An 18735-nucleotide genomic window follows, 5' to 3' on the forward strand; every position below is an offset into this window, starting at 1 on the left:
GGTAAGGTGCCGTTTTTATAAGTGATACCGAGTATAAATCAAAAAAACATCTGGAATGCGACAAGAAATTTTTGTGCTCAGGAATGAGCGAATTTTTATGAATCTGCCACGATCAGGCAATCAGGCCGGTTTGAATTCGGGAAGAATCGATGCTTTGCGGTCTGAAAACGTCTTCCGCACCGCAGACAAGCCAAACCCTGGCCTGTTTCAGGAGTGAAAAGCCGGGCCTTGCGGGGCAATCACCGAGGCCGGTTTGCGGCACACCGGATGCCAGCCTTTTGACGCCGCATCAGACCTGCTCTGTGTCGATCCAGACCGTGACAGGGCCGTCATTCAAGAGCCGGACCTTCATGTCGGCGCCGAACTGTCCTTTTGCAATTTCCAAACCTAGCCGGGACAGTTGCCCGGCAAAATACTCATACAGCCGTTCGCCCTCGGCAGGCGCGGCGGCGGTGGAAAACCCGGGCCGGTTGCCGCGGCGGGTGTCGGCGGCCAGGGTGAATTGGCTGACCACCAGCGCACTGCCGCCGGTCTCCAGCACCGAGCGGTTCATCTTGCCGGCTTCATCCTTGAAGATCCGGAGCTTGGAGATTTTGGCCGCCAGCTGGTCCGCCTGGGCTTGGGTGTCGCCGTGCATGGCGCAGATCAGGATCAGCAGCCCTGCTCCGATTTCTCCGGTGACCTTGCCCTCAACGGTGACTGAGGCCTCGCTGACCCGCTGTATCAATGCCCGCATCTGGTATGTCCTTGCTAAGTTTAATCCGCGCCAGGCCGTATGCGCCTGCAACGCGGCGCGGCTGGTGCGAAAGGTCTGGCTGGGCTTACTGCTGCCCGGCGAAATAGGCGATAGCGGCAATCACGACGGCCGCAGCCAGCGCGGCAGCTGCTATCTTGACCGCAGAATAGGGCCGTTCGCCCTGCACCCGTCCGGATTGCCCGTTGATGACAAACCGATACGTCTTGCCGCGGTACTTATAGGCCGCCATCCAGACCGGCAAAAGGATGTGTTTGAACGTGACATCCGACACCTGAGTGTCGATACCGGCGATCCGCTGCCGGTCGCCGCCAATGTCAAAGCGCACATCGCGTTCAATCGCCCGGTCCATCCTCTGGCCCGCTTTTGCAAAGCCGGTTTCCAGATCCACTGTATAGGCTTCGGCCCGGAACCCCGCCAGATACTGCGGCTGGTAAGGTTCGAGCTGTGACAGGTCCCAGGGCTCTAGCGCTTCGGTATAGCGTTTGGGCAGGCCTTTGGAGGCCAGCACCAGCACATCGTCAAAGAACCGCTGCACCCGGCCTGAAACCGCTGTCCAGCGCACTTTGGGCACCTGCCGGGTTCTGGTTTTGCCATCCTGCCGGTAGGTTTCGGTGACGTAATAAACCGTGCCGCGCTGACCGGAATAGCGGCTGCGGGTCTGGGCGTCATAGGTCCAGTAGGGCACATAGATTCCCTGCATCCGCCGCCCCTTGCGGGCGTATTCCCTAAGGCCGCCCGGTGCGAACCACAGCCCGCCCAGCCAGTCGGTCATGGCCTTATGCGCGGCGCGCTCGGTCACTGCAAAGGGCAGCACGCCCTTGGGTTTGATGTGGCGGTTGCTGCCGGTCCCGGTCACCACGGGGGTGGCGCAGAACGGGCATTCGCTGGCGTGGGTATCCGGATCAAACTCCACCTGCGCGGCGCAATTCGGGCAGGCGGAGACGCGGGTTACCTCCATCTCGGCTTCTGGCAGCTGTTCCGCCAGTGCGGCACGGAAATCCTGCTCTTGCAGGGCAGAGCCTGCCCACGGCCCGCCGCGCAGGTCTTCCCGCTGGCCGCAATGATCGCAGATCAGCGCGCCGGCGTCCGGGTCAAACCGGTAATCCGCCCCGCAGTTGGGACAGGGGAAACGGTGGCTGCCCTCAAGGGCAGACGGCGCGCTGTCGGCGGGCGGCGGCGGGGGCATCGTCACGGGGAGAGGTACCTGTCGTAGCAAAGTTGGTCAAGAAAAGGAGCAGACGCCGCGGCCTGGCATCTCAGCCAGCGGGCGGCGGCGGGGGAGGCGGCGGCAGGACAGTGAACAGCTGCGCCAGCTCGATCACGTCGCCGGCCCGTTTCCAGCCATCCTGGCCCGGGGTCCAGACATGGGTGTCCCGCGACAGCGTGCCCTCCTGCGCCATCCGCCCCATCCGGGCCTTGGAAAACGGGCCGGAGGTCTGCCCGTCCACGGCAATGTGCCAGACATGTTCGACCGGCGGCGGGGGCGGGGCCACGGGGGCGGCCTGCGGGGCTGCGGCAGGGGCGGACGGTGCGGCTGCAGCGGGGGCGGGGCGGGCGCCCCAGGGGCCTGCGGGCTGACCCGCTGCCATGTTCCCCATTTGCTGCGCCATCGCCATTCCCATGCCCATCCCCATGCCGGCGCCCATGCCGCTGTTCGGGGTCTGTGCCGCAGCGGTCATGGCTTCGGCTGCCGAGAATTGCGTGTAACGCCCCAGATCGCCCAGAACGCCCATCTGGGTGCGCTTGTCCATCGCCTCTTCCACTGCGGGCGGCAGCGAGATATTCTCGATGTACAGCTCCGGGATCATCAGGCCGTAGTCCGCCAGCGTGCCGGAGATCTCCGCCGCCACCAGCTTGCCCAGATCGGCGGTGTTGGCGGCCATGTCCAGCACCGGAATGCCGCTGCCCGCCACCACGCGGGAAAACTCCTGCACGATGATGTTGCGGATCTGGAACGAGATCTCGTCCATGGTGAATTCACCATCGGTGCCGACGATCTCGGTCAGGAACCGGGCCGGGTCGGCGACCTTGACCGTATAGCTGCCAAAGGCCCGCAGCCGCACCGGGCCGAATTCGGGGTCGCGGCAGATGATCGGGTTCTTGGTGCCCCATTTCAGATCGCTGAAACGGGTGGTGTCGACGAAATAGATCTCTGATTTGAACGGCGACTGAAAGCCGTGGTCCCAATGCTGCAGCGTGGTCATCACCGGCATGTTGTTGGTCTCCAGCATATAGAGACCGGGGGTGAACACATCCGCCAGCTGCCCCTCATGCACGAACACTGCCGCCTGGCCCTCGCGCACCGTCAGCTTGGCGCCGTATTTGATCGCGTGGCCCTCGCGCTCGAACCGCCAGACCATGGTGTCATGGGTGTCATCCACCCAGTGAATGACATCAATGAATTCGCCTTTGAGAAAATCGAAAATACCCATCTGTCAGGTCCTCTTCACATGGCTTTGTTTTCAGGCCTACAGTTCCTGGCCCATCGCCTCGCGGGCGAGAATGCGGATCACCGGGCGGGCGTCTGCGGCGCCCATCCCTGTTTTCAGTCTTGGATCATACAGCATCTGCAGCAGTTTTTCGTCAAAGCTGGTCAGCAGCGCAAATTCGTCATCGTCGTTGAAGATCGAGGGCCGTGCCCGCGGGCTGTCGTTGCGAAGGCCAAGGCCCTGCGCCACTTCCTCATGCACGCAGCTCTTGCGCACCAGATCGGGATGTTCGGCGCGGATCAGCGCCACCCCGCGGGTGTAGGACAGCGGATTGCTTTGCGGGCCGCCGGCAACCACCAGGCAGTAAAAGCTGCGCGGCGGGGCGGCCAGCAGCGACAAGTCCCTGGCGCTGATTGCGGGCAGCAGTTCGCGCACCCGTTCAGCAACAAAGGCGCTGTCATCAAGGCTGGCAAAGATCACGTGGAAATTTGCCCGGGAGGCCACAGTGCCGACCGGGTGGCCGGTGACCCGGGCCAGCCGGGCGGCATAAGCGGTAACCGTTTCCCTGTCCGCTGACCGCTGCGCCGCGGGCACCGACGGGCCGAATTCTGCGGCGATCCGCACCGGCCCGGCCCAGCGGCCCAGGCCGCCGGAGAGTCCGGATCCGCCGTATTCATCGTAAAACGCCAGCGCCTCGAAACTTTCCGCCAGATCCCCGGCATCATAGGGCGTGTCCGGGCCGCCGCCATCGGTGCGCAGCAGCCCGCGGGTCAGCAGGTCGCGCTGCAAGGCATTATAATAATAGGCCAGCTGCGCGCTGTCGGCTGAGGGTTTGTAGACCGCTGGCGCCGGCACAGCAGGGCGGGCCCGCGGCACCAGCGATTCCGGCTGGGCAAACGGCAGGCAGGCGGACACGGCGGCAAGCCCGGCCAGGGCTGCTGCGCTTTTCCAGACGGCTGTCGTTGCCTGCACGCCTGCCACTCCGCTCAGCCCGGCACAGCGGTGCCGGCGTTGTCGCCAACCCCGTCGCGGCGCGACTTGGCAGCAGCCAGCGTATCGCGCAGCTCGGCTTCCATCTTCTGCAGGTCGGCCTCGGCTGCGGCGCGTTTGGCCTTGCCCTCGTCAGCAATCCGCAGGCTGTCCTGAATGGTGCCGATCAAGTCGGCATTGGCCTGTTTCACCGCTTCGATGTCGAACACACCGCGCTCCATCTCTTGCCGGATCATTTCGTTCGACTGGCGCAGATTGGCGGCGTTGGAGGTCAGCAATTCGTTGGTCAGGTCATTGGCATCACGCACGGCTTCCGCCGCTTGGGCCGAACGCTGGATGGTCAGCGCCTGGGCCAGCTGGGTTTCCCACAACGGCACGGTGTTCACCAGGGTCGAGTTGATTTTGGTCACCAGAGACTTGTCGTTTTCCTGCACCAGCCGGATCGAGGGCAGCGACTGCATAGTGACCTGGCGGGTGAGTTTCAGATCATGCACCCGGCGCTCAAGGTCGTCGCGGGCGGCGCGCAGGTCGCGCAGCTCCTGCGCCTTCATCACCTGATCATTTTCCGGCGCGGCCTGCACTTCGGCTTCTTTCTCCGGGATCGCCGTCCCGTCCAGCTCAGCCAGCTTGGCCTCGCCCGCCGCGATATACAGTGCCAGCTCGTCATAAAAGCTCAGCGTCTTTTCATACAGCATATCGAGCGACTTTATGTCCTTCAGCAGGGTGTGCTCATGCCCCAGCAGGTCATCGGTGACCTTGTCGATCTGCCCCTGCACGGTTTCATACCGCGCAGTGAACTTGGCAAAGGGGGCCGCCTTGCCCAGCAGGCGTTCCCAGAACGTCGGCTTGCGGCGGATGTCCAGTTCGGAAACCGAAAAGCCGCGGATGGTGGTCACGATATTGCGCAGGCTGTCGCCCGCAGGCCCGACGTCCTTGTTGCGCACATCGGCCAGCATCGCCTGGCTGATCGTCTGCAGCTCGCTTTGCGCGGCAGAACCGAAATGGATGATCGAATTGGTGTCGCCCATGTCGATCTGATCCAACCGCACCCGGATCGCCTCGCTGGTGGCCGCGTCGGCCTGCTCCAGCGGCTGGATGTCTGCGGCGGGCTCAGGCAGTTCGATTGCCGTGACCTCATTGACCAGGGCCTCGGTTTGGACGGCTTTCTGTTGCACGGCTTCGGACATGAACGGCTTCCTCGCTGATCAGTTTTGGTCCAGATGGACCCCTTCACGCTGCAAACGGTCGCGCAGCACATCAATTTCAATGGTCAGATCCGCGCGGTCTTCCACCAGCATTTTGCGGGTGCGCGCGGCAAAGTTCTGTTCCAGATCATCCAGCAGCGCCAGGTAATCGCTGAGGGCCTGGGCGTCCCGGCTGCGGGCATAGATATCGGCGAATTTCACCGTCGCATCACGGGCGCCCTGCAAATACACGGTCAGGTACTTGCGCGCGGCAGTCAGGTCGCGCGGATCTTCCTCGACCGTGCGGAACAGGTCGCGGGCCACCGCCTGGAATTGCTCCACCCGGGCTTCGACCTTGCGGTTCTGGGCCCGCAGGGCGGCGCCCTTCATCGCGTCAAGGTTTGCTTCCGCCTCGTCCACCGCGCGGGCGACACGGGATTGCTGGAATTCATCGATGCCCTCGGCGCCTTTGTCCTGCAACGGGTCGAACCCGAATGCGGTTAGGTGCAACCCAACCGTTGAGGTGCCATAGATGGCAGCGGTCAGGAGGCCGGGTTCAGCTTTCCACGCCGCCAGCGCTGCGCCGGTGCCTGCCAGCAAGGCCGCCAGGATCTTGCGGGGCAGGGCGGGTTTGCGGGCCACCTTGCGGGCGGCAAAGGCCGCCTCGGCCTTCAGCCCCTCGCGCAGCAGGAACGCCCCGCCAGTCCACAGGCCTGCGCCAACCAACCCCAGCGCCAGCCCGGTTGCCCCGTCATTCAGAGACAACAGCGTCAGGATCGCAGGCGGCACAAACATCAGGTTGGCGCGCATGCCAACAGGATCCACTTGCGCATTGCGGAAGGATTGCGCGGGCTTGGAGGGCGGCTGCGCGGATTTGCCGTCGGGACTGTATTTGCCGCCGTAACGCTGTGCCATCGGATCAGCCCCCTGTAATCCAGCCGGTGCTGAGGCCCAGCATCAGAATCAATAGGGCGGCATAGGCAAGTTTCTGCACGCAGGTCCCCCTAGAACGGCCAGCAAAGATTAACTGATTGGAAACCTAGGGGATAGCCGGCGATCTTGCTAGGGGGAAGTCTGCCGCAAATGCTTCAGCGCCGGGGATTCTTGCCGCCGGAGGGCTTGCCGCCGCCGCGTTGTGCGGGCCGGCCTGCACCCTGGGATGCACCTCGACCACTGGTGCCGCCGCGGCTCCCAGGCCCTTTCGGGCCGGGTTTTCCGCCTGCAGAACGGGGTGATTTATCACCGGGCTTGCCGCCAAAACCACCGCCCGGCCTGCCAGTTGGCTTGCCGCCAGGGCCACCGGTTTTTGCCATGGGCTTACCACCCGGTTTGCCACCCGGCTTGCCGCGCCCGCGGGTCGGGCGGGCGGCAGGTTTTTCCTCTTCCGGCTCCAGCCCCAGCTGGTCGCGCACCACCCGCGAACGCAGCTCCTCCACCGCGCCGGGTTTCAGCTCGCCCAGCTGAAACGGGCCATAAGACACCCGCAGCAGCCGGTTCACGTTAAATCCGACATACTCCATCGCGCGGCGGATCTCGCGGTTCTTGCCCTCGCGCAGCCCCACCGTCAGCCAGGCATTGGCGCCCTGCTGGCGGTCCAGCGACACCGTCATCGGCTGGAATTTCTCGCCGTCGATTACCGGGCCCTTGCGCAGCGGCGCAAAATCCTCGTCCCGCGGACGGCCGTTGATGCGCACGCGGTAGCGGCGCAGCCAGCCGGTCGAGGGCAGTTCGAGCTTGCGCTTGATAGCGCCGTCATTGGTCAGCAGCAGCAGGCCCTCGGAATTGATGTCAAGCCGTCCCACTGTCATCACCCGGGGCATGTCTTCGGGCAGCTCGTCAAAGATCGTCGTGCGGCCTTTTTCGTCGCTGTTCGAGGTGACCAGGCCGATAGGCTTGTAATACAGCCACATCCGCGGCGCCTCGGCCTCGGGCAAGGGCTTGCCATCGACGCTGATCCGGTCCGCGGCGGTCACGTTCAGCGCCGGGCTGGCGATCTTGTTGCCATTCACCGTCACACGGCCCTCGGAAATCATCCGTTCAGCCTCCCGGCGCGAGGCGACGCCGGCGCGCGACAGGACCTTGGCGATGCGGTCGCCTTCGGGCGCCTTGCCGTCAGTCGGATTTGCGGCGGGCGCTTTGCCTGCCGCGGCTTTCGGGGCCGGTTTGCCCTTGGGGGATGCGGGTGTGTTGCTCATGTGCGTGCCATAGAGCATTCCGCCGCCTTGCGAAAGCGCGCAATCGCAGGCAGGAAGGGGCATGGCGTTCAAATCGCATATGGACAAGGCGCTGGAGCAGGCGCGGGAGGCGGCGGGACGCGGCGAGGTGCCGGTGGGCGCCGTGCTGATCGCGCCGGACGGACAGGTTGCCGCCCTGGCGGGCAACCGCACGCGCGAGATGAACGACCCCACCGCCCATGCCGAGATCCTGACCATCCGCGCAGCCTGTGCGGCCTTGGGCAGCGAGCGGCTTGCCGGCTATGACCTTTATGTGACGCTGGAACCTTGCGCAATGTGCGCCGCCGCCATCGCCGCGGCCCGCATCCGGCGCGTTTATTACGGCGCTTCCGATCCCAAGTCCGGCGGCGTGGCGCATGGCGCCTGTGTGTTCTCGCACCCTCAGGCGCATCACGCGCCCGAGGTCTACGATGGCATCGCCGAGGTCGAGGCCAGCGAATTGCTCAAGCAATTCTTCGCCAGAAAACGCTGAATGCGCCGCGGGTGGCGTGCGGGGGCAATTGCGCTTGCCGGATTGGAGTGCCTGTCCTACTGTGCGGCTGGGTTAAATACCCCAAGGTTGCAATTGGCACAGAATACCACCAGAGGATTGGATCCTTGATCCGTGATCCAGCGCCGCGAGGCCGCAATTTGCGCCATGCGGGACCAGGCACAATGACGGAGACCGCATGAGCCGGCTTTACACCGCCCCCGATGGCCAGCCCCGCTGCGGCTGGGCCGCCTCCGCGCCGGATTTTCTGCGCTATCATGACGAGGAGTGGGGCTATCCGGTGGGCGACGACATCCGCCTGTTCGAGAAGGTCTGCCTGGAGAGCTTCCAGTCCGGCCTCAGCTGGCGGACAATTCTGGACAAGCGCGAAAATTTCCGCGCGGCCTTCGCCGGCTTCGATTTCAACAAAATGGCCAAATTCGGCGCGGCAGATGTGGAGCGGCTGCTGCAGAACACGGGCATCATCCGCCACCGCGGCAAAATCGAAGCGGTGATCAACAACGCGGCCCGGGCACAGGAACTGGTGGCCGAGGCCGGCTCGCTGGCCGCGTTTTTCTGGAGCTTTGAGCCCAGGCCCGAAGACCTGCCGGAGCCGCAGACCGCCTCAACCAGCCCTGATTCCGTGGCCCTCTCCAAGGCGCTGAAGAAACGCGGCTGGAAATTTGTCGGCCCGACGACTGCTTTTGCCTTCATGCAGGCGATGGGTCTGGTCAACGACCACGCCAACGGCTGCATCTGCCGGAAAAAGGCAGCAGAGGCGAGAAAGGCCTTTACCGTGCCGCGGCTGGAGGCTTCCGGCAGGTAGCTTACGGCCGTAGCGCAACCGCGCCGGGCCATAAGGCCCGGCGCCCGGCCCAACGGGCACCGGTCTGCCGCGCAGATCGGGCGGCGGGCGGGAGCCGCGCGGCGGCGGTTCCGGATTAAAGCTCGATTGCTTTCATCACCTCCGGTTCGATGACCTCGACGCCTGGCAGCCCCGCGATCAGGTCCGATGCGTCCTGCTCCAGCACCGGGAAGCTTTTGTAGTGGCAGGGGATCACCGTCTTGAAGCTGAAATACCGTTTCGCGGCATAGGCCGCCTGTTTCATGTCCATGGTGAAATGCCCTCCCGCCGACAGGATACCGATATCGGGTTTGTAATAATCCCCCATCCATTCCATGTCCGCCATGACCGCCGTATCGCCAGACAGATAGACTGTCTTGCCCTCGGCCATCAGCATGTATCCGACCTCCGAGCCGCCCGTGCGCAAGCCGTCCTGAGTGTTGAAGGTCGAACTGTGCGAGGCAGGCACCATTGCAACGTTCACCCCGTCCAGATCCACGGTGCCGCCCTTGTTGAAGCCAATGGTCTTAACTCCTTCGGTCTCGCCCCACAGCCCCATCAGATCGTATTGCCCCGCCACCGGCACCTCCAGCCGTTTGGCCAGCGGCAGCACGTCCACCACATGGTCGAAATGCACATGGGTCAGCAGGATATGGGTGGCGCCGGCAATGGCCGCCTCGTGCTGGTCTTCCGGCAGCACCGGGTTGCCGCTGAGCCAAGGGTCTACCAGCAGCACCTGGCCGCTGGTCTCGATGCGGAATGAGCCGTGGCCCAGCCATATGATCTTCATCCAAAATCTCCTCCCGTGTCTTCGGGCTGAAGCCTAGCAGGCCTGGTGCGGAATGGAATTGAAGCCTGCGGATAATTTGCCTGGCCAGCCGCCCTGTCATCGCAGGATGCAGCGAACGCCCCTTGCAGGCTTGCAGGCGGGGCGGTGCGGCGGTAAATGCCTAGGCAACACCAGATGAGGGTTTCCATGTCGATTGACCAAAGCACCGCCGCCAAGGTGGCCAAACTGGCCCGGATCAAGGTTGAGGACGCAGCACTTCCGGCGCTGGCAAACGAGTTCAACAACATCCTGGGCTTCATTGAGCAGCTGAACGAGGTGGATGTCGAGGGCATTGAGCCGATGACCTCTGTCACTCCGCAGCGCCTGAAACGCCGGGCAGATGAAGTCACCGACGGCAGCCAGCAGGACAAGGTGCTGGCCAATGCGCCCGATGCCCGCGAAGGCTTCTTCGCCGTGCCCAAGGTTGTGGAGTAAGAGACATGAGCGATCTGAACAAACTGGGCCTGGCTGAGGCCCGCGACGCGCTGCGCAAGGGCGACACCACCTCGGTCGAGCTGACCGAGGCCTGCCTCAAGGCAATCGATGCGGCGGGCGCGCTGAACGCCTTTGTGCACAAGACGCCGGACATCGCCATCGAGCGCGCCAAGGCGGCGGACCTGCGGATCAAGGCGGGCGAGGCCCCCTCCATGTGCGGCTTGCCGGTCGGCATCAAGGATCTGTTCTGCACCAAGGGGGTGCCGTCGCAGGCGGCCTCCGGCATCCTCGAAGGTTTCAAGCCGGAGTATGAATCCACCGTCTCGCAGAAGCTGGCCGATGCCGGCTCCGTCATGCTGGGCAAGCTGAACATGGACGAATTCGCCATGGGCTCGTCCAACGAAACCTCGGTTTACGGCAACGCCGTCAGCCCCTGGCGCCGCAGCAATGACGACGCGCAGCTTACGCCCGGCGGCTCCTCGGGCGGTTCTGCCTCTGCCGTTGCTGCCGACCTTTGCCTTGCGGCTACCGGCACCGACACCGGCGGCTCGATCCGCCAGCCTGCCGCCTTCACCGGCACTGTCGGCATCAAGCCGACCTACGGCCGCTGCTCGCGCTGGGGCATCGTTGCCTTCGCCTCGTCGCTGGATCAGGCCGGCCCGATGACCAAATCGGTGCGCGACGCTGCGATCATGCTTGAGGCGATGTGCGGCCACGACCCCAAGGATTCCACCAGCGCCGACCTGGCAGTGCCGGATTTCGAGGCGATGCTGACCGGTGACATTAAGGGCAAGAAGATCGGTATCCCCAAGGAATACCGCATGGACGGCATGCCGGGCGGGATTGAAAAGCTGTGGGCGGACGGCGCCGAAATGCTGAAGGCCGCGGGCGCCGAAATCGTGGACATCTCGCTGCCGCACACCAAATACGCGCTGCCTGCCTATTACGTGATTGCCCCGGCCGAAGCCTCTTCGAACCTGGCCCGTTATGACGGTGTCCGCTATGGCCAGCGCGCGGCGCTGGAAGCCGGCGACGGCATCACCGAGATGTACGAAAACACTCGCGCCGAGGGCTTCGGCCACGAGGTGCAGCGCCGTGTGATGGTTGGCACCTATGTGCTGTCGGCAGGTTTTTATGACGCTTATTACAACCGCGCCCGCCGCGTCCGCACCCTGATCAAGAAAGATTTCGAGGACGTGTTTGCCGCTGGCGTCGATGCGATCCTGACCCCGGCAACCCCGTCGGCGGCCTTTGGCCTTGGCGAGATGACGGACGCGGATCCGGTGCAAATGTATCTGAATGACGTCTTTACCGTCACTGTGAACCTGGCAGGCCTGCCGGGGATTGCGGTGCCTGCGGGGCTGGACAGCCAAGGCCTGCCGCTGGGCCTGCAGCTGATCGGCAAGCCCTGGCAGGAGGGCGATCTGCTGAACACTGCCTATGCGCTGGAGAATGCGGCCGGCTTTGTAGCCAAGCCGCAGCAATGGTGGTAATGCTCTGCTCAATGAGTTGAGCAGAACTGACAGGTAACCCCATGCGCGCATTCGCATCTTACGCCGCTGCAGGCAGCCTACTGGTTTTGGCTGCCTGTTCCCCTCAGGTTCCCGACAGCGCCGCAAATGCCGGCATTGACGGGGATCCTTTTGCTCCGCCGCCTGCCGCGGGCACCACAATTACAGGGGCGCCGCTGGTGCCGCCTGCCCGGGTCTCCAGCGAACCGTATCAGGTAAGCCCGGCGCCGCGCAGCCCGGGCTCGGTTGCGGCAGCAGGCACGTTCGCGTCTTCCGCACCCGGCGCAGGCAGCGATGCCGACATCGCCCGCGAAACGGCGGCGGCTCTGGCTGCGTCTCAGTCGAATTCCGGCGTCGCGCCGCTGCAGGCCAGCCCCTCCAATCCGGCGCCGCAGCCGGGCGGGATTGCCGCCATTTCGGATGAGAATGATTTCCAGGCGGTCTCGGCCCGTCAGTCGGTCGAAAGCGATGCCGCCCGGCTGGAGCGGCAGCGGGCGCAATACGAGCAGGTGCAGCCGGTCGCCGTGCCGCAGCGGACAGACAGCGCCAGCCCCAATATCGTCCGCTATGCGCTGAGCACGAGCAACCCCAGAGGCGCCCGCCTTTACAGCCGTTCCGGCATCAACCTGCAGGCGCGCAGCAAGCGCAACTGCGCAGAGTTCGCGTCACCCGACCAGGCCCAGATCGCCTTCCTCGAGGCGGGCGGCCCGCAGCGGGACCGCAAGGCGCTTGATCCGGATGGCGACGGCTTTGCCTGCGGCTGGGATCCGGCGCCGTACCGGCTGGCTGTCCAGAACTGATGGCGCCGGATCAGTGCGGGCCTGATCATCCGGGCGCCAGCTGGTGCCCCAGCCCGAATTCAGGGCCGCGCAGGGATGGACTGACGCCGGCCCTGATCGTGCTGCACTACACCGCCATGGAAAGCGCTCAGGCCGCACTGGAGCGGCTCTGCGACCCGGAGGCGGAGGTTTCCGCTCATTACCTGATCGGATCGGACGGCACCCTTTGGCAGCTGGTGGCCGAGGCAGGACGCGCCTGGCACGCCGGGGCAGGGGAATGGTGCGGACGGGCTGACATAAACTCCCGCTCCATCGGCATCGAGCTGGACAATCGCGGCAATCATCCCTTCAGCGCGCCGCAGATGGCAGCGCTGGAAGACCTGTTGCAGGGCATCATGCAGCGCTGGTCCATTCCTGCGGCCGGAGTCATCGGCCATTCCTGCATGGCACCGGGGCGCAAGACCGACCCGGGCCCGCGGTTCGACTGGGCCCGGCTGGCCTGCCAGGGGCTGGCCGCGGAACCGGGAACCGGCGGGGCACCGCAAGGCTTCAGTTTCGATCACTTCCGCAAGGCGGCGCATCGGGCTGGCTTTACCGCACCGGCGGAGGATGACGCGCTGCTGGCGGCAGTCCGCTTGCGTTTCCGCCCCTGGGCCCGCGGCCCGCTCGCGGCGGAGGATTTCCCGCCCCTTGGCTGCTGCGGGCTCTGAGCAGGGTTGTTGGGCGGCACTGCCCCGGAGTGAATTTGCCGGACGCCAACTGGGGCAAAGCCCCTTCTTCTGAACTATCCGCTTGACGCCGCGCGCTGATGTTTCTACGCATCCGGCGCGCAGAAGGCTGGACGGCCGCGTGGGGTTTCGGCTCCGCGAGGAAAGTCCGGACTCCATGAAGCAACGGTGCCGGGTAACGCCCGGGCGGGGAAACCCGACGGAAAGCGCCACAGAAAACAGACCGCCCCGGCGGCTTGGAGGTCCGCCTCCGGCCGACAGCCGGGGTAAGGGTGAAACGGTGGGGTAAGAGCCCACCGCGCCCCTGGCAACAGGGGCGGCACGGCAAGCCCCACCGGGAGCAATGCCAAATAGGGCCCCCGCGCAGGCAGGTCCCGGAAACGGGAAACCGCTGCTAGGCACGCTTCAGCCGAGAGGGGCCGGGTTGGCAGCTAGAGGCACGCAGCAATGCGGGCCCCAGATGAATGGCCGTCGAGCCCGGGATTTCGGTCCCGGGGGGACAGGATCCGGCTTACAGGCCTTCTGCGCATAAAACACCCCGGGATTTGGGCCGAATCCTATTGACTTGGGGGCTGGGGCGGGTACAAGCCGGGCTTCAGATAGGAATTTACCGAGAGGCTCCTGCCTTTTCGGACGCAGGAGAAGCACCATGGCGAAGCCGACCACAATCAAGATCCGCCTGAACTCGAGCGCGGGCACCGGCCACTTCTATGTGACCAAGAAAAACGCACGCACCATGACCGAGAAAATGGTTGTGCGGAAGTACGACCCGGTTGTGCGCAAGCATGTCGAGTACAAAGAAGGCAAAATCAAGTAAGCCTTTCCTTTGGAATGATTTCCGGAAACGGGTCGCGCTTGGCGCGGCCCGTTTTCTTTTTGGCTGGCCCGCCGCGGCGCGCGGCTGCTTCTAATTCTCGGAAAATACGGGGCGGATTTCGCGGCGCAGCCGGCAGCCGCGCATGTTTCCGCCCCAATTCCGGCCTAGCTTTAAGCCCGTGGGTTAATGAATGAACGGGTGGATGTGCTGTGAAAATTTACATGATTGCGGCTGCATTGGCAGCGGCCGGGGCGCCGGTTTCCAGTTTCTTTGAAGCAGGTCAGGCGGTGCCGCCGCCGATTGCGGTTGCGGTCCAGCCGCTGGCCGTCGTCAGCGCCGCGGCCAACTCGCCCCCGGCGGCCTCTGCCGCGCCTGTGCAGACGCTTCAGAGGCGACCGCTGCACCTGGACGGGCGCAAGCTGACGCTGGGCGTGATGCGCGACGGAGACGCCGGTACCGCCGTCCTCAGCGCTGCACAGGGCAGTCTGGATCCGGCCCTGCTGCAGAATGCCGATAGGCAGTTCCGTGCCGTTGTGGCTGATGTCTCCGGTTGCCGGCTGGATGGCGGGATCATCCGCATTGCCGGCCCCCGAGGTGTGATCGCCCTTTCGGCTGCACTGCAGTGTCCTAGGGGCCCGAACGGCTGAGGCAGAAACCGGCCCGCTTCGGTCGCGGGGATGTCAATGACCTGCATCTGGATAATACTCTCAGGTCTTCGTCTATGTACAAATGGAAAAGGGGCGGATCTTTTCAGATCCGCCCCCGCTGTGTCTGGAGTGTGCTGACGCTTATTCGCGATTGCCAAGCAGCTGCAGCAGCATCATGAACATGTTGATGAAGTCCAGATACAGGCTCAGTGCGCCCATGATCGCGGATTTCGCCAGCCATTCCTGGTCGCCCGCGTGGGCCATCTGCAGGTAGTCGTTCTTGATCCGCTGGGTGTCATAGGCGGTGAGGCCCGCAAAGATCAGCACGCCAATGACCGAGATTGCAAAGGCCATTGCCGACGACGCCAGGAAAATATTGACGATCGAGGCAACGATCAGGCCGATCAGACCCATGATCAGGAAGGCGCCCATGCCGGACAGGTCTTTCTTGGTGGTGTAGCCGACCAGCGACAGGCCTGCAAAGGCGATGGATGTGATCAGGAACACCTGTACGATGCTCTCGCCGGTGAACACCAGGAAGATCGAGCTGATCGACAGGCCCATCACGGTGGCGAAAGCGTAGAACAGCAGCTGCACGCCGGCCGCCGACATGCGGTTTGCGGCCGCGCCGATGCCAAAGACAAAGGCCAGCGGTGCAAACATGATGACCCATTTCAGCGGCGATGCGTACAGCGCGTAGCCGAGATTGGTCAGATATTTGTCGGCGCTCAGCTGGGCCACGGCATTGGCGGGGTCAGCAGTTACGGCCAGCCCGGAAATGGCCCAGGCGGCCAGAAACGTGATGAACGTGCCCACGGACATGGTGCCGTAGACCTTGTTCATATGGGCGCGCAGGCCCTCATCGATCTGCGCGGCGCGGGCGCCGGCGGCAGAGCGGATGGTGTCGAATTGTGCCATCTCAGGTGGTCTCCGTAAATTACTCCCTTGCTGCCGTCGCGCGACCCGGGCCGCGGCCGTCAGCTTTCCCGCTAAATATCGGTGGAAGTGCCTTCCGGTTCAAGTATTTCGGGGCAATAAATACATGAAAAACGAGGAAACGGGCCGCTGGCTGGCGGCCCGCCTCGAATGCCGGTGTCAAATCTGTCTGCAGACGCTTAGCGGGTCCAGTGATCCGGTGCGCTCCAGAACCCGCGCCGGGCCTCGGCCTCGGCCTCGGAGCGGGTCAGGCCGATGTCATCCAATGCGCGGGCGTCCAGCTTGGCCAGCTGGTGGCGCTGGCGCCATGCCGAAAGGTGTAGGCGCAAGCGGGCGGTCAGGGTGAGCGGCGGTTTGGCGGCGGCGCACGGGGGGGTGCAGGACGGGGCGGTGCAGGAGGAAGTTGCAAGGGTCATGGCGCGGATCCTTCAGTTGGGTTTGTGATGCGTCCCTCTTGGGTGATCAATTATGTTGATGAATATGGCATCTTGTGGCACATTTGAAAAACGAATGTTTTTGATCCAATGCATCAGGTGCTGTGATGATAAGAAATCTCGATATCACGACGCTCCGTTCGTTTGTGGCGGTGGCGGATAATGGCGGCGTGACCCGGGCGGCCGGTTTTCTGCATCTCACCCAGTCGGCGGTGTCCATGCAGATGAAGCGGCTGGAGGAGCTTCTGGGGCTAAGCCTTCTGGACCGCTCCGGGCGCACTATTGCGCTGACAGCAGAGGGCGAACAGATGCTTGGCTATGCCCGCAGGATGGTGGCGCTGAATGACGAGGTGATCGGCAGGCTGACAGACCAGGCCTTTGAGGGCGAGGTGCTGCTGGGGGTGCCGCATGACGTGGTGCATCCGGTCATTCCGCAAGTGCTGAAGCGGTTCAATCTCAGCTACCCGCGGGTGAATGTGAACCTCTGCACATCCAATACCCGCGACCTCAAAGCCGAATTCGCGCGCGGCGCATTCGACCTGATCCTGACCACGGAAAACGGGTCAGGCGGCGGCGCCGAGACGATCCACAGCATGCCGCTGCGCTGGGTCGGCGCGCCCGACGGATCGGTCTGGCGGCAGCGTCCCCTGCGGCTCGGCTTCTGCCGCAACTGCAGTTTCCGCCCCGTGGCCACGGCGGCGCTGGATGCGGCGGGTATTGAATGGGAGATGGCGCTCGACAGCGATTCAGACCGCACCGTCGAGGCAACGGTCAGCGCCGATCTGGCCATCGGTGTGCTGCTGGAGGGGACGCAGCCGGGCTATCAGGAACTGGTTGAAAAGGGCTGCGGCTTGCCGGATCTTCCGATGCAGCACATCAACCTGTACGGAGCCGAGCGCGTGCGCGCGCCCTACGTCGAGGAGCTGGCCGGATTCATCCGTCAGGCCTTTCAGGGACTGTGGTCCGCGCCGCTGCGCGCTGCCAGTTGAAGCGCTGTTGCTCCGGCGCCGGGCGCGCGGAGCCCGGACGCGCGGCTGTTCCCTGTTCCGGTCAGCGGTTGCTGCCCATAGTGATCACCACCTGGCCGGTGGACTTGCGGTTGCGCAGCAGGTCCAGCCCTTCGGCTGCGCGTTCCAGCGGCAAGGTGTGGCTGATATGCGGCGTGATGCGGCCTTCCCCGTGCCAGGCAAAAAGTGTCTCAAAGGACCGGCGCACCGCTTCGGGCCGGAATTTCATGTACCCGCCCAGATAGAAACCAATCACCGTCAGGTTCTTCACCAGCAGGTGGTTGGCAGGGATCTGCGGCACCTCCCCGCCGGCAAACCCCACCGGCAGCAGCCGCGCCCCGGGATTGGCAGAGCGGAAAGCCGCTTTCCAAACCTCTCCGCCAATTGCGTCATAGACCACGTCAGCGCCGCCCAATGCCTTCACAGTGCTGCGCAGGTCTTCACCGGCATCGACCAGGTGATCCGCACCGGCAGCCGCTGCCACCTCCAGCTTCTCCCGTCCGCGGGCCTGGGCAATCACTGTCGCGCCCATCAGCTTGCCGATTTCAACAGCCGTCAGCCCGACACCGCCGGCGGCTCCGGTCACCAGCAGCGTCTCGCCCGGCTGCAGCCGGGCGCAGTGATCCAGCGCGATGTGGCTGGTGCCATAGGCGATCTGCATTGCCGCGGCATGTTCGAAACTCATCGCGTCAGGGATCCGGATCAGCCGGGTTGCGTCAAAAACCCCGGCTTCGGCCAGCCCGCCGGAGCCGCCGAACACCGCGACCCGGTCTCCCGGAGCAAACCCTTGTGTGCCCGTGCCCAGGTCCGTCACCACGCCGGCCGCTTCCAGCCCCAGGGTAAAGGGGGGCTCGGGCGTGTCCTGATAGCTGCCCTTCATCATCAGCAGGTCGGCAAAGTTCAGCCCGCAGGCCCGCAGCGCAACGGCGGCCTCCCCGGGACCCGGCGGGGGGACTTGGATTTCGGCCAGCGACGCCGGACGGTCAAAGGCCTGGACTTGGAAAGCCTGCATGTTTTTTCCTCACCTTCTGCGGGACTCCATGTGATTCGCGCCATCACACTTGCGGGGGGCTGAACCGCTGCGCACCTCGCTATTTCTGGGGAGGTACGTGATCGTCAGCAGCTTGGCAATAAAACCTTTATAAAAATGATACATGAAATCATGCGGTTGAACGTGCGGGCTGCGCACGGGGCGACGACAGCCTTGCAATCAATCGCAAGGGTTGTACACTTTTGCTCAGAAGTTGAGCTTAGATCGCTCTGATGGGGAGCCTCGTTCCGGTAAAGAATTGAAGCCGCCAGAACAGGTTATAGGAATGCAGCGGTCCGGGTTACGGCCGGATTTTTAGACTTAGGAGAAACGCATGGCTCATCCCGTTGACGTGCATGTGGGAAAGCGCATCCGCCACCGCCGGTGGCTGATCGGCATGACGCAGCAGCAACTCGCCGAGCAGGTCGGCATAAAATTTCAGCAAATTCAGAAGTATGAGACCGGTGCCAACCGGGTCAGCGCTTCCCGGCTCTGGGACATTTCCGATGCCCTTGAAGTGCCGGTAAGCTTCTTCTTCGAAGGTCTGCAGGAAGAAGGCAAAACGCCCGCGGAGAAAGCCTCCGTTCCGGAAGACCTGATGGGCGACAAAGAAGCCCTTGATCTGGTGCGCTCCTACTATGCGATCCCGGAAAACCAGCGCCGCCGCCTGTTTGA

Annotated in this window: 21 protein-coding genes and 1 other RNA gene; 11 read left to right on the forward strand and 11 right to left on the reverse strand. The window is 64.1% G+C overall.

Going from position 1 to position 18735, the window contains the following annotated elements:
* Nucleotides 1–289: 289 nt before the first annotated feature.
* The 7 genes from dtd to VOI29_RS05480 form a co-directional block, all read right to left on the reverse strand.
* Complete coding sequence (dtd, locus tag VOI29_RS05450) at nucleotides 290–736, reverse strand: D-aminoacyl-tRNA deacylase (RefSeq protein WP_323776573.1); 447 nt, start codon at nucleotides 734–736, stop codon at nucleotides 290–292.
* An 85-nt stretch (nucleotides 737–821) separates the two neighbouring features.
* Entirely contained in the window at nucleotides 822–1943 is a 1122-nt protein-coding gene (locus tag VOI29_RS05455) for a TFIIB-type zinc finger domain-containing protein (protein ID WP_323776620.1), read from the reverse strand.
* Nucleotides 1944–2013: 70 nt separating this feature from the next.
* On the reverse strand, nucleotides 2014–3189 hold the full coding sequence (locus VOI29_RS05460; protein WP_323776575.1) for an SPFH domain-containing protein: 1176 nt from the start codon (nucleotides 3187–3189) through the stop codon (nucleotides 2014–2016).
* Nucleotides 3190–3225: 36 nt separating this feature from the next.
* Entirely contained in the window at nucleotides 3226–4167 is a 942-nt protein-coding gene (locus VOI29_RS05465) for a DUF2927 domain-containing protein (protein ID WP_323776577.1), read from the reverse strand.
* A 5-nt stretch (nucleotides 4168–4172) separates the two neighbouring features.
* A complete protein-coding gene (locus VOI29_RS05470) occupies nucleotides 4173–5363 on the reverse strand; it encodes a toxic anion resistance protein (protein ID WP_323776579.1) in 1191 nt (396 codons plus the stop codon).
* Between the two features lie 18 nt (nucleotides 5364–5381).
* Nucleotides 5382–6275 carry a 5-bromo-4-chloroindolyl phosphate hydrolysis family protein gene (locus VOI29_RS05475; protein WP_323776581.1) on the reverse strand — a complete coding sequence of 298 codons (894 nt, stop codon included), beginning with the start codon at nucleotides 6273–6275 and terminating at the stop codon, nucleotides 5382–5384.
* Nucleotides 6276–6448: 173 nt separating this feature from the next.
* Nucleotides 6449–7555, reverse strand: coding sequence for a pseudouridine synthase (locus VOI29_RS05480; RefSeq protein WP_323776583.1), 1107 nt, complete (start codon nucleotides 7553–7555; stop codon nucleotides 6449–6451).
* Nucleotides 7556–7616: 61 nt separating this feature from the next.
* On the opposite strand from VOI29_RS05480, the gene VOI29_RS05485 reads away from it, so the two are divergent.
* Both VOI29_RS05485 and VOI29_RS05490 read left to right on the forward strand, forming a co-directional pair.
* A complete protein-coding gene (locus tag VOI29_RS05485; protein ID WP_323776585.1) occupies nucleotides 7617–8066 on the forward strand; it encodes a nucleoside deaminase in 450 nt (149 codons plus the stop codon).
* Between the two features lie 196 nt (nucleotides 8067–8262).
* Nucleotides 8263–8889 carry a DNA-3-methyladenine glycosylase I gene (locus tag VOI29_RS05490; RefSeq protein ID WP_323776587.1) on the forward strand — a complete coding sequence of 209 codons (627 nt, stop codon included), beginning with the start codon at nucleotides 8263–8265 and terminating at the stop codon, nucleotides 8887–8889.
* Nucleotides 8890–9004: 115 nt separating this feature from the next.
* On the opposite strand, the gene VOI29_RS05495 is transcribed toward VOI29_RS05490, so the two are convergent.
* A complete protein-coding gene (locus VOI29_RS05495) occupies nucleotides 9005–9697 on the reverse strand; it encodes a metal-dependent hydrolase (RefSeq protein ID WP_323776589.1) in 693 nt (230 codons plus the stop codon).
* A 186-nt stretch (nucleotides 9698–9883) separates the two neighbouring features.
* Here VOI29_RS05495 and gatC point away from each other — a divergent pair, with 186 nt between their 5' ends.
* The 7 genes from gatC to VOI29_RS05530 all read left to right on the forward strand — a co-directional run bounded on the left by gatC (nucleotide 9884) and on the right by VOI29_RS05530 (nucleotide 14653).
* The gene (gatC, locus tag VOI29_RS05500; protein WP_323776591.1) at nucleotides 9884–10171 is read left to right on the forward strand and encodes an Asp-tRNA(Asn)/Glu-tRNA(Gln) amidotransferase subunit GatC; all 288 of its coding nucleotides are present in this window, start codon (nucleotides 9884–9886) and stop codon (nucleotides 10169–10171) included.
* 5 nt (nucleotides 10172–10176) lie between these two features.
* A complete protein-coding gene (gene gatA / locus VOI29_RS05505) occupies nucleotides 10177–11664 on the forward strand; it encodes an Asp-tRNA(Asn)/Glu-tRNA(Gln) amidotransferase subunit GatA (RefSeq protein ID WP_323776593.1) in 1488 nt (495 codons plus the stop codon).
* Nucleotides 11665–11705: 41 nt separating this feature from the next.
* Nucleotides 11706–12482 (forward strand): hypothetical protein, encoded by a 777-nt coding sequence (locus VOI29_RS05510; RefSeq protein ID WP_323776594.1) that lies wholly within the window; start codon nucleotides 11706–11708, stop codon nucleotides 12480–12482.
* Nucleotides 12482–13171 (forward strand): N-acetylmuramoyl-L-alanine amidase, encoded by a 690-nt coding sequence (locus VOI29_RS05515; RefSeq protein ID WP_323776596.1) that lies wholly within the window; start codon nucleotides 12482–12484, stop codon nucleotides 13169–13171. Before VOI29_RS05510 ends, VOI29_RS05515 begins: the two co-directional genes overlap by 1 nt.
* Before the next feature lie 119 nt (nucleotides 13172–13290).
* An RNA gene (gene rnpB / locus VOI29_RS05520) (RNase P RNA component class A) lies at nucleotides 13291–13719 on the forward strand.
* Nucleotides 13720–13838: 119 nt separating this feature from the next.
* Nucleotides 13839–14006, forward strand: a complete 168-nt coding sequence (gene rpmG / locus VOI29_RS05525; RefSeq protein ID WP_008554190.1) for a 50S ribosomal protein L33 — start codon at nucleotides 13839–13841, stop codon at nucleotides 14004–14006.
* A gap of 209 nt (nucleotides 14007–14215) precedes the next feature.
* Complete coding sequence (locus VOI29_RS05530) at nucleotides 14216–14653, forward strand: hypothetical protein (protein WP_323776608.1); 438 nt, start codon at nucleotides 14216–14218, stop codon at nucleotides 14651–14653.
* A 141-nt stretch (nucleotides 14654–14794) separates the two neighbouring features.
* On the opposite strand, the gene VOI29_RS05535 is transcribed toward VOI29_RS05530, so the two are convergent.
* Together VOI29_RS05535 and VOI29_RS05540 are read right to left on the reverse strand one after the other, a co-directional pair.
* Complete coding sequence (locus VOI29_RS05535) at nucleotides 14795–15571, reverse strand: Bax inhibitor-1/YccA family protein (protein WP_323776610.1); 777 nt, start codon at nucleotides 15569–15571, stop codon at nucleotides 14795–14797.
* A 197-nt stretch (nucleotides 15572–15768) separates the two neighbouring features.
* On the reverse strand, nucleotides 15769–16005 hold the full coding sequence (locus VOI29_RS05540) for a DUF1127 domain-containing protein (RefSeq protein WP_323776612.1): 237 nt from the start codon (nucleotides 16003–16005) through the stop codon (nucleotides 15769–15771).
* Nucleotides 16006–16130: 125 nt separating this feature from the next.
* On the opposite strand from VOI29_RS05540, the gene VOI29_RS05545 reads away from it, so the two are divergent.
* The gene (locus tag VOI29_RS05545; RefSeq protein WP_323776614.1) at nucleotides 16131–17012 is read left to right on the forward strand and encodes a LysR family transcriptional regulator; all 882 of its coding nucleotides are present in this window, start codon (nucleotides 16131–16133) and stop codon (nucleotides 17010–17012) included.
* A 61-nt stretch (nucleotides 17013–17073) separates the two neighbouring features.
* Here the strand turns inward: VOI29_RS05545 and VOI29_RS05550 are convergent, their stop codons facing one another.
* Nucleotides 17074–18042, reverse strand: coding sequence for an NADPH:quinone oxidoreductase family protein (locus VOI29_RS05550; protein WP_323776616.1), 969 nt, complete (start codon nucleotides 18040–18042; stop codon nucleotides 17074–17076).
* 352 nt (nucleotides 18043–18394) lie between these two features.
* On the opposite strand from VOI29_RS05550, the gene VOI29_RS05555 reads away from it, so the two are divergent.
* The coding region (locus tag VOI29_RS05555; RefSeq protein WP_323776618.1) for a helix-turn-helix transcriptional regulator at nucleotides 18395–18735 on the forward strand (341 nt) is incomplete at its 3' end.

Source organism: Leisingera sp., from assembly GCF_034669605.1.
In the GTDB taxonomy this organism is placed as follows: Bacteria; Pseudomonadota; Alphaproteobacteria; order Rhodobacterales; family Rhodobacteraceae; genus Leisingera.

Excerpts from the sequence above, each read along its gene's own strand:
- gatA (WP_323776593.1), top strand. The coding sequence starts at position 10,177 with ATGAGCGATCTGAACAAACTGGGCCTGGCTGAGGCCCGCGACGCGCTG.
- gatC (WP_323776591.1), top strand. The coding sequence starts at position 9,884 with ATGTCGATTGACCAAAGCACCGCCGCCAAGGTGGCCAAACTGGCCCGG.
- VOI29_RS05470 (WP_323776579.1), bottom strand. The coding sequence starts at position 5,363 with ATGTCCGAAGCCGTGCAACAGAAAGCCGTCCAAACCGAGGCCCTGGTC.
- VOI29_RS05455 (WP_323776620.1), bottom strand. The coding sequence starts at position 1,943 with ATGCCCCCGCCGCCGCCCGCCGACAGCGCGCCGTCTGCCCTTGAGGGC.
- VOI29_RS05510 (WP_323776594.1), top strand. The coding sequence starts at position 11,706 with ATGCGCGCATTCGCATCTTACGCCGCTGCAGGCAGCCTACTGGTTTTG.
- VOI29_RS05550 (WP_323776616.1), bottom strand. The coding sequence starts at position 18,042 with ATGCAGGCTTTCCAAGTCCAGGCCTTTGACCGTCCGGCGTCGCTGGCC.
- rpmG (WP_008554190.1), top strand. The coding sequence starts at position 13,839 with ATGGCGAAGCCGACCACAATCAAGATCCGCCTGAACTCGAGCGCGGGC.
- VOI29_RS05475 (WP_323776581.1), bottom strand. The coding sequence starts at position 6,275 with ATGGCACAGCGTTACGGCGGCAAATACAGTCCCGACGGCAAATCCGCG.
- VOI29_RS05485 (WP_323776585.1), top strand. The coding sequence starts at position 7,617 with ATGGCGTTCAAATCGCATATGGACAAGGCGCTGGAGCAGGCGCGGGAG.
- VOI29_RS05460 (WP_323776575.1), bottom strand. The coding sequence starts at position 3,189 with ATGGGTATTTTCGATTTTCTCAAAGGCGAATTCATTGATGTCATTCAC.
- VOI29_RS05545 (WP_323776614.1), top strand. The coding sequence starts at position 16,131 with ATGATAAGAAATCTCGATATCACGACGCTCCGTTCGTTTGTGGCGGTG.
- VOI29_RS05480 (WP_323776583.1), bottom strand. The coding sequence starts at position 7,555 with ATGAGCAACACACCCGCATCCCCCAAGGGCAAACCGGCCCCGAAAGCC.
- dtd (WP_323776573.1), bottom strand. The coding sequence starts at position 736 with ATGCGGGCATTGATACAGCGGGTCAGCGAGGCCTCAGTCACCGTTGAG.
- VOI29_RS05535 (WP_323776610.1), bottom strand. The coding sequence starts at position 15,571 with ATGGCACAATTCGACACCATCCGCTCTGCCGCCGGCGCCCGCGCCGCG.
- VOI29_RS05515 (WP_323776596.1), top strand. The coding sequence starts at position 12,482 with ATGGCGCCGGATCAGTGCGGGCCTGATCATCCGGGCGCCAGCTGGTGC.
- VOI29_RS05490 (WP_323776587.1), top strand. The coding sequence starts at position 8,263 with ATGAGCCGGCTTTACACCGCCCCCGATGGCCAGCCCCGCTGCGGCTGG.
- VOI29_RS05495 (WP_323776589.1), bottom strand. The coding sequence starts at position 9,697 with ATGAAGATCATATGGCTGGGCCACGGCTCATTCCGCATCGAGACCAGC.
- VOI29_RS05540 (WP_323776612.1), bottom strand. The coding sequence starts at position 16,005 with ATGACCCTTGCAACTTCCTCCTGCACCGCCCCGTCCTGCACCCCCCCG.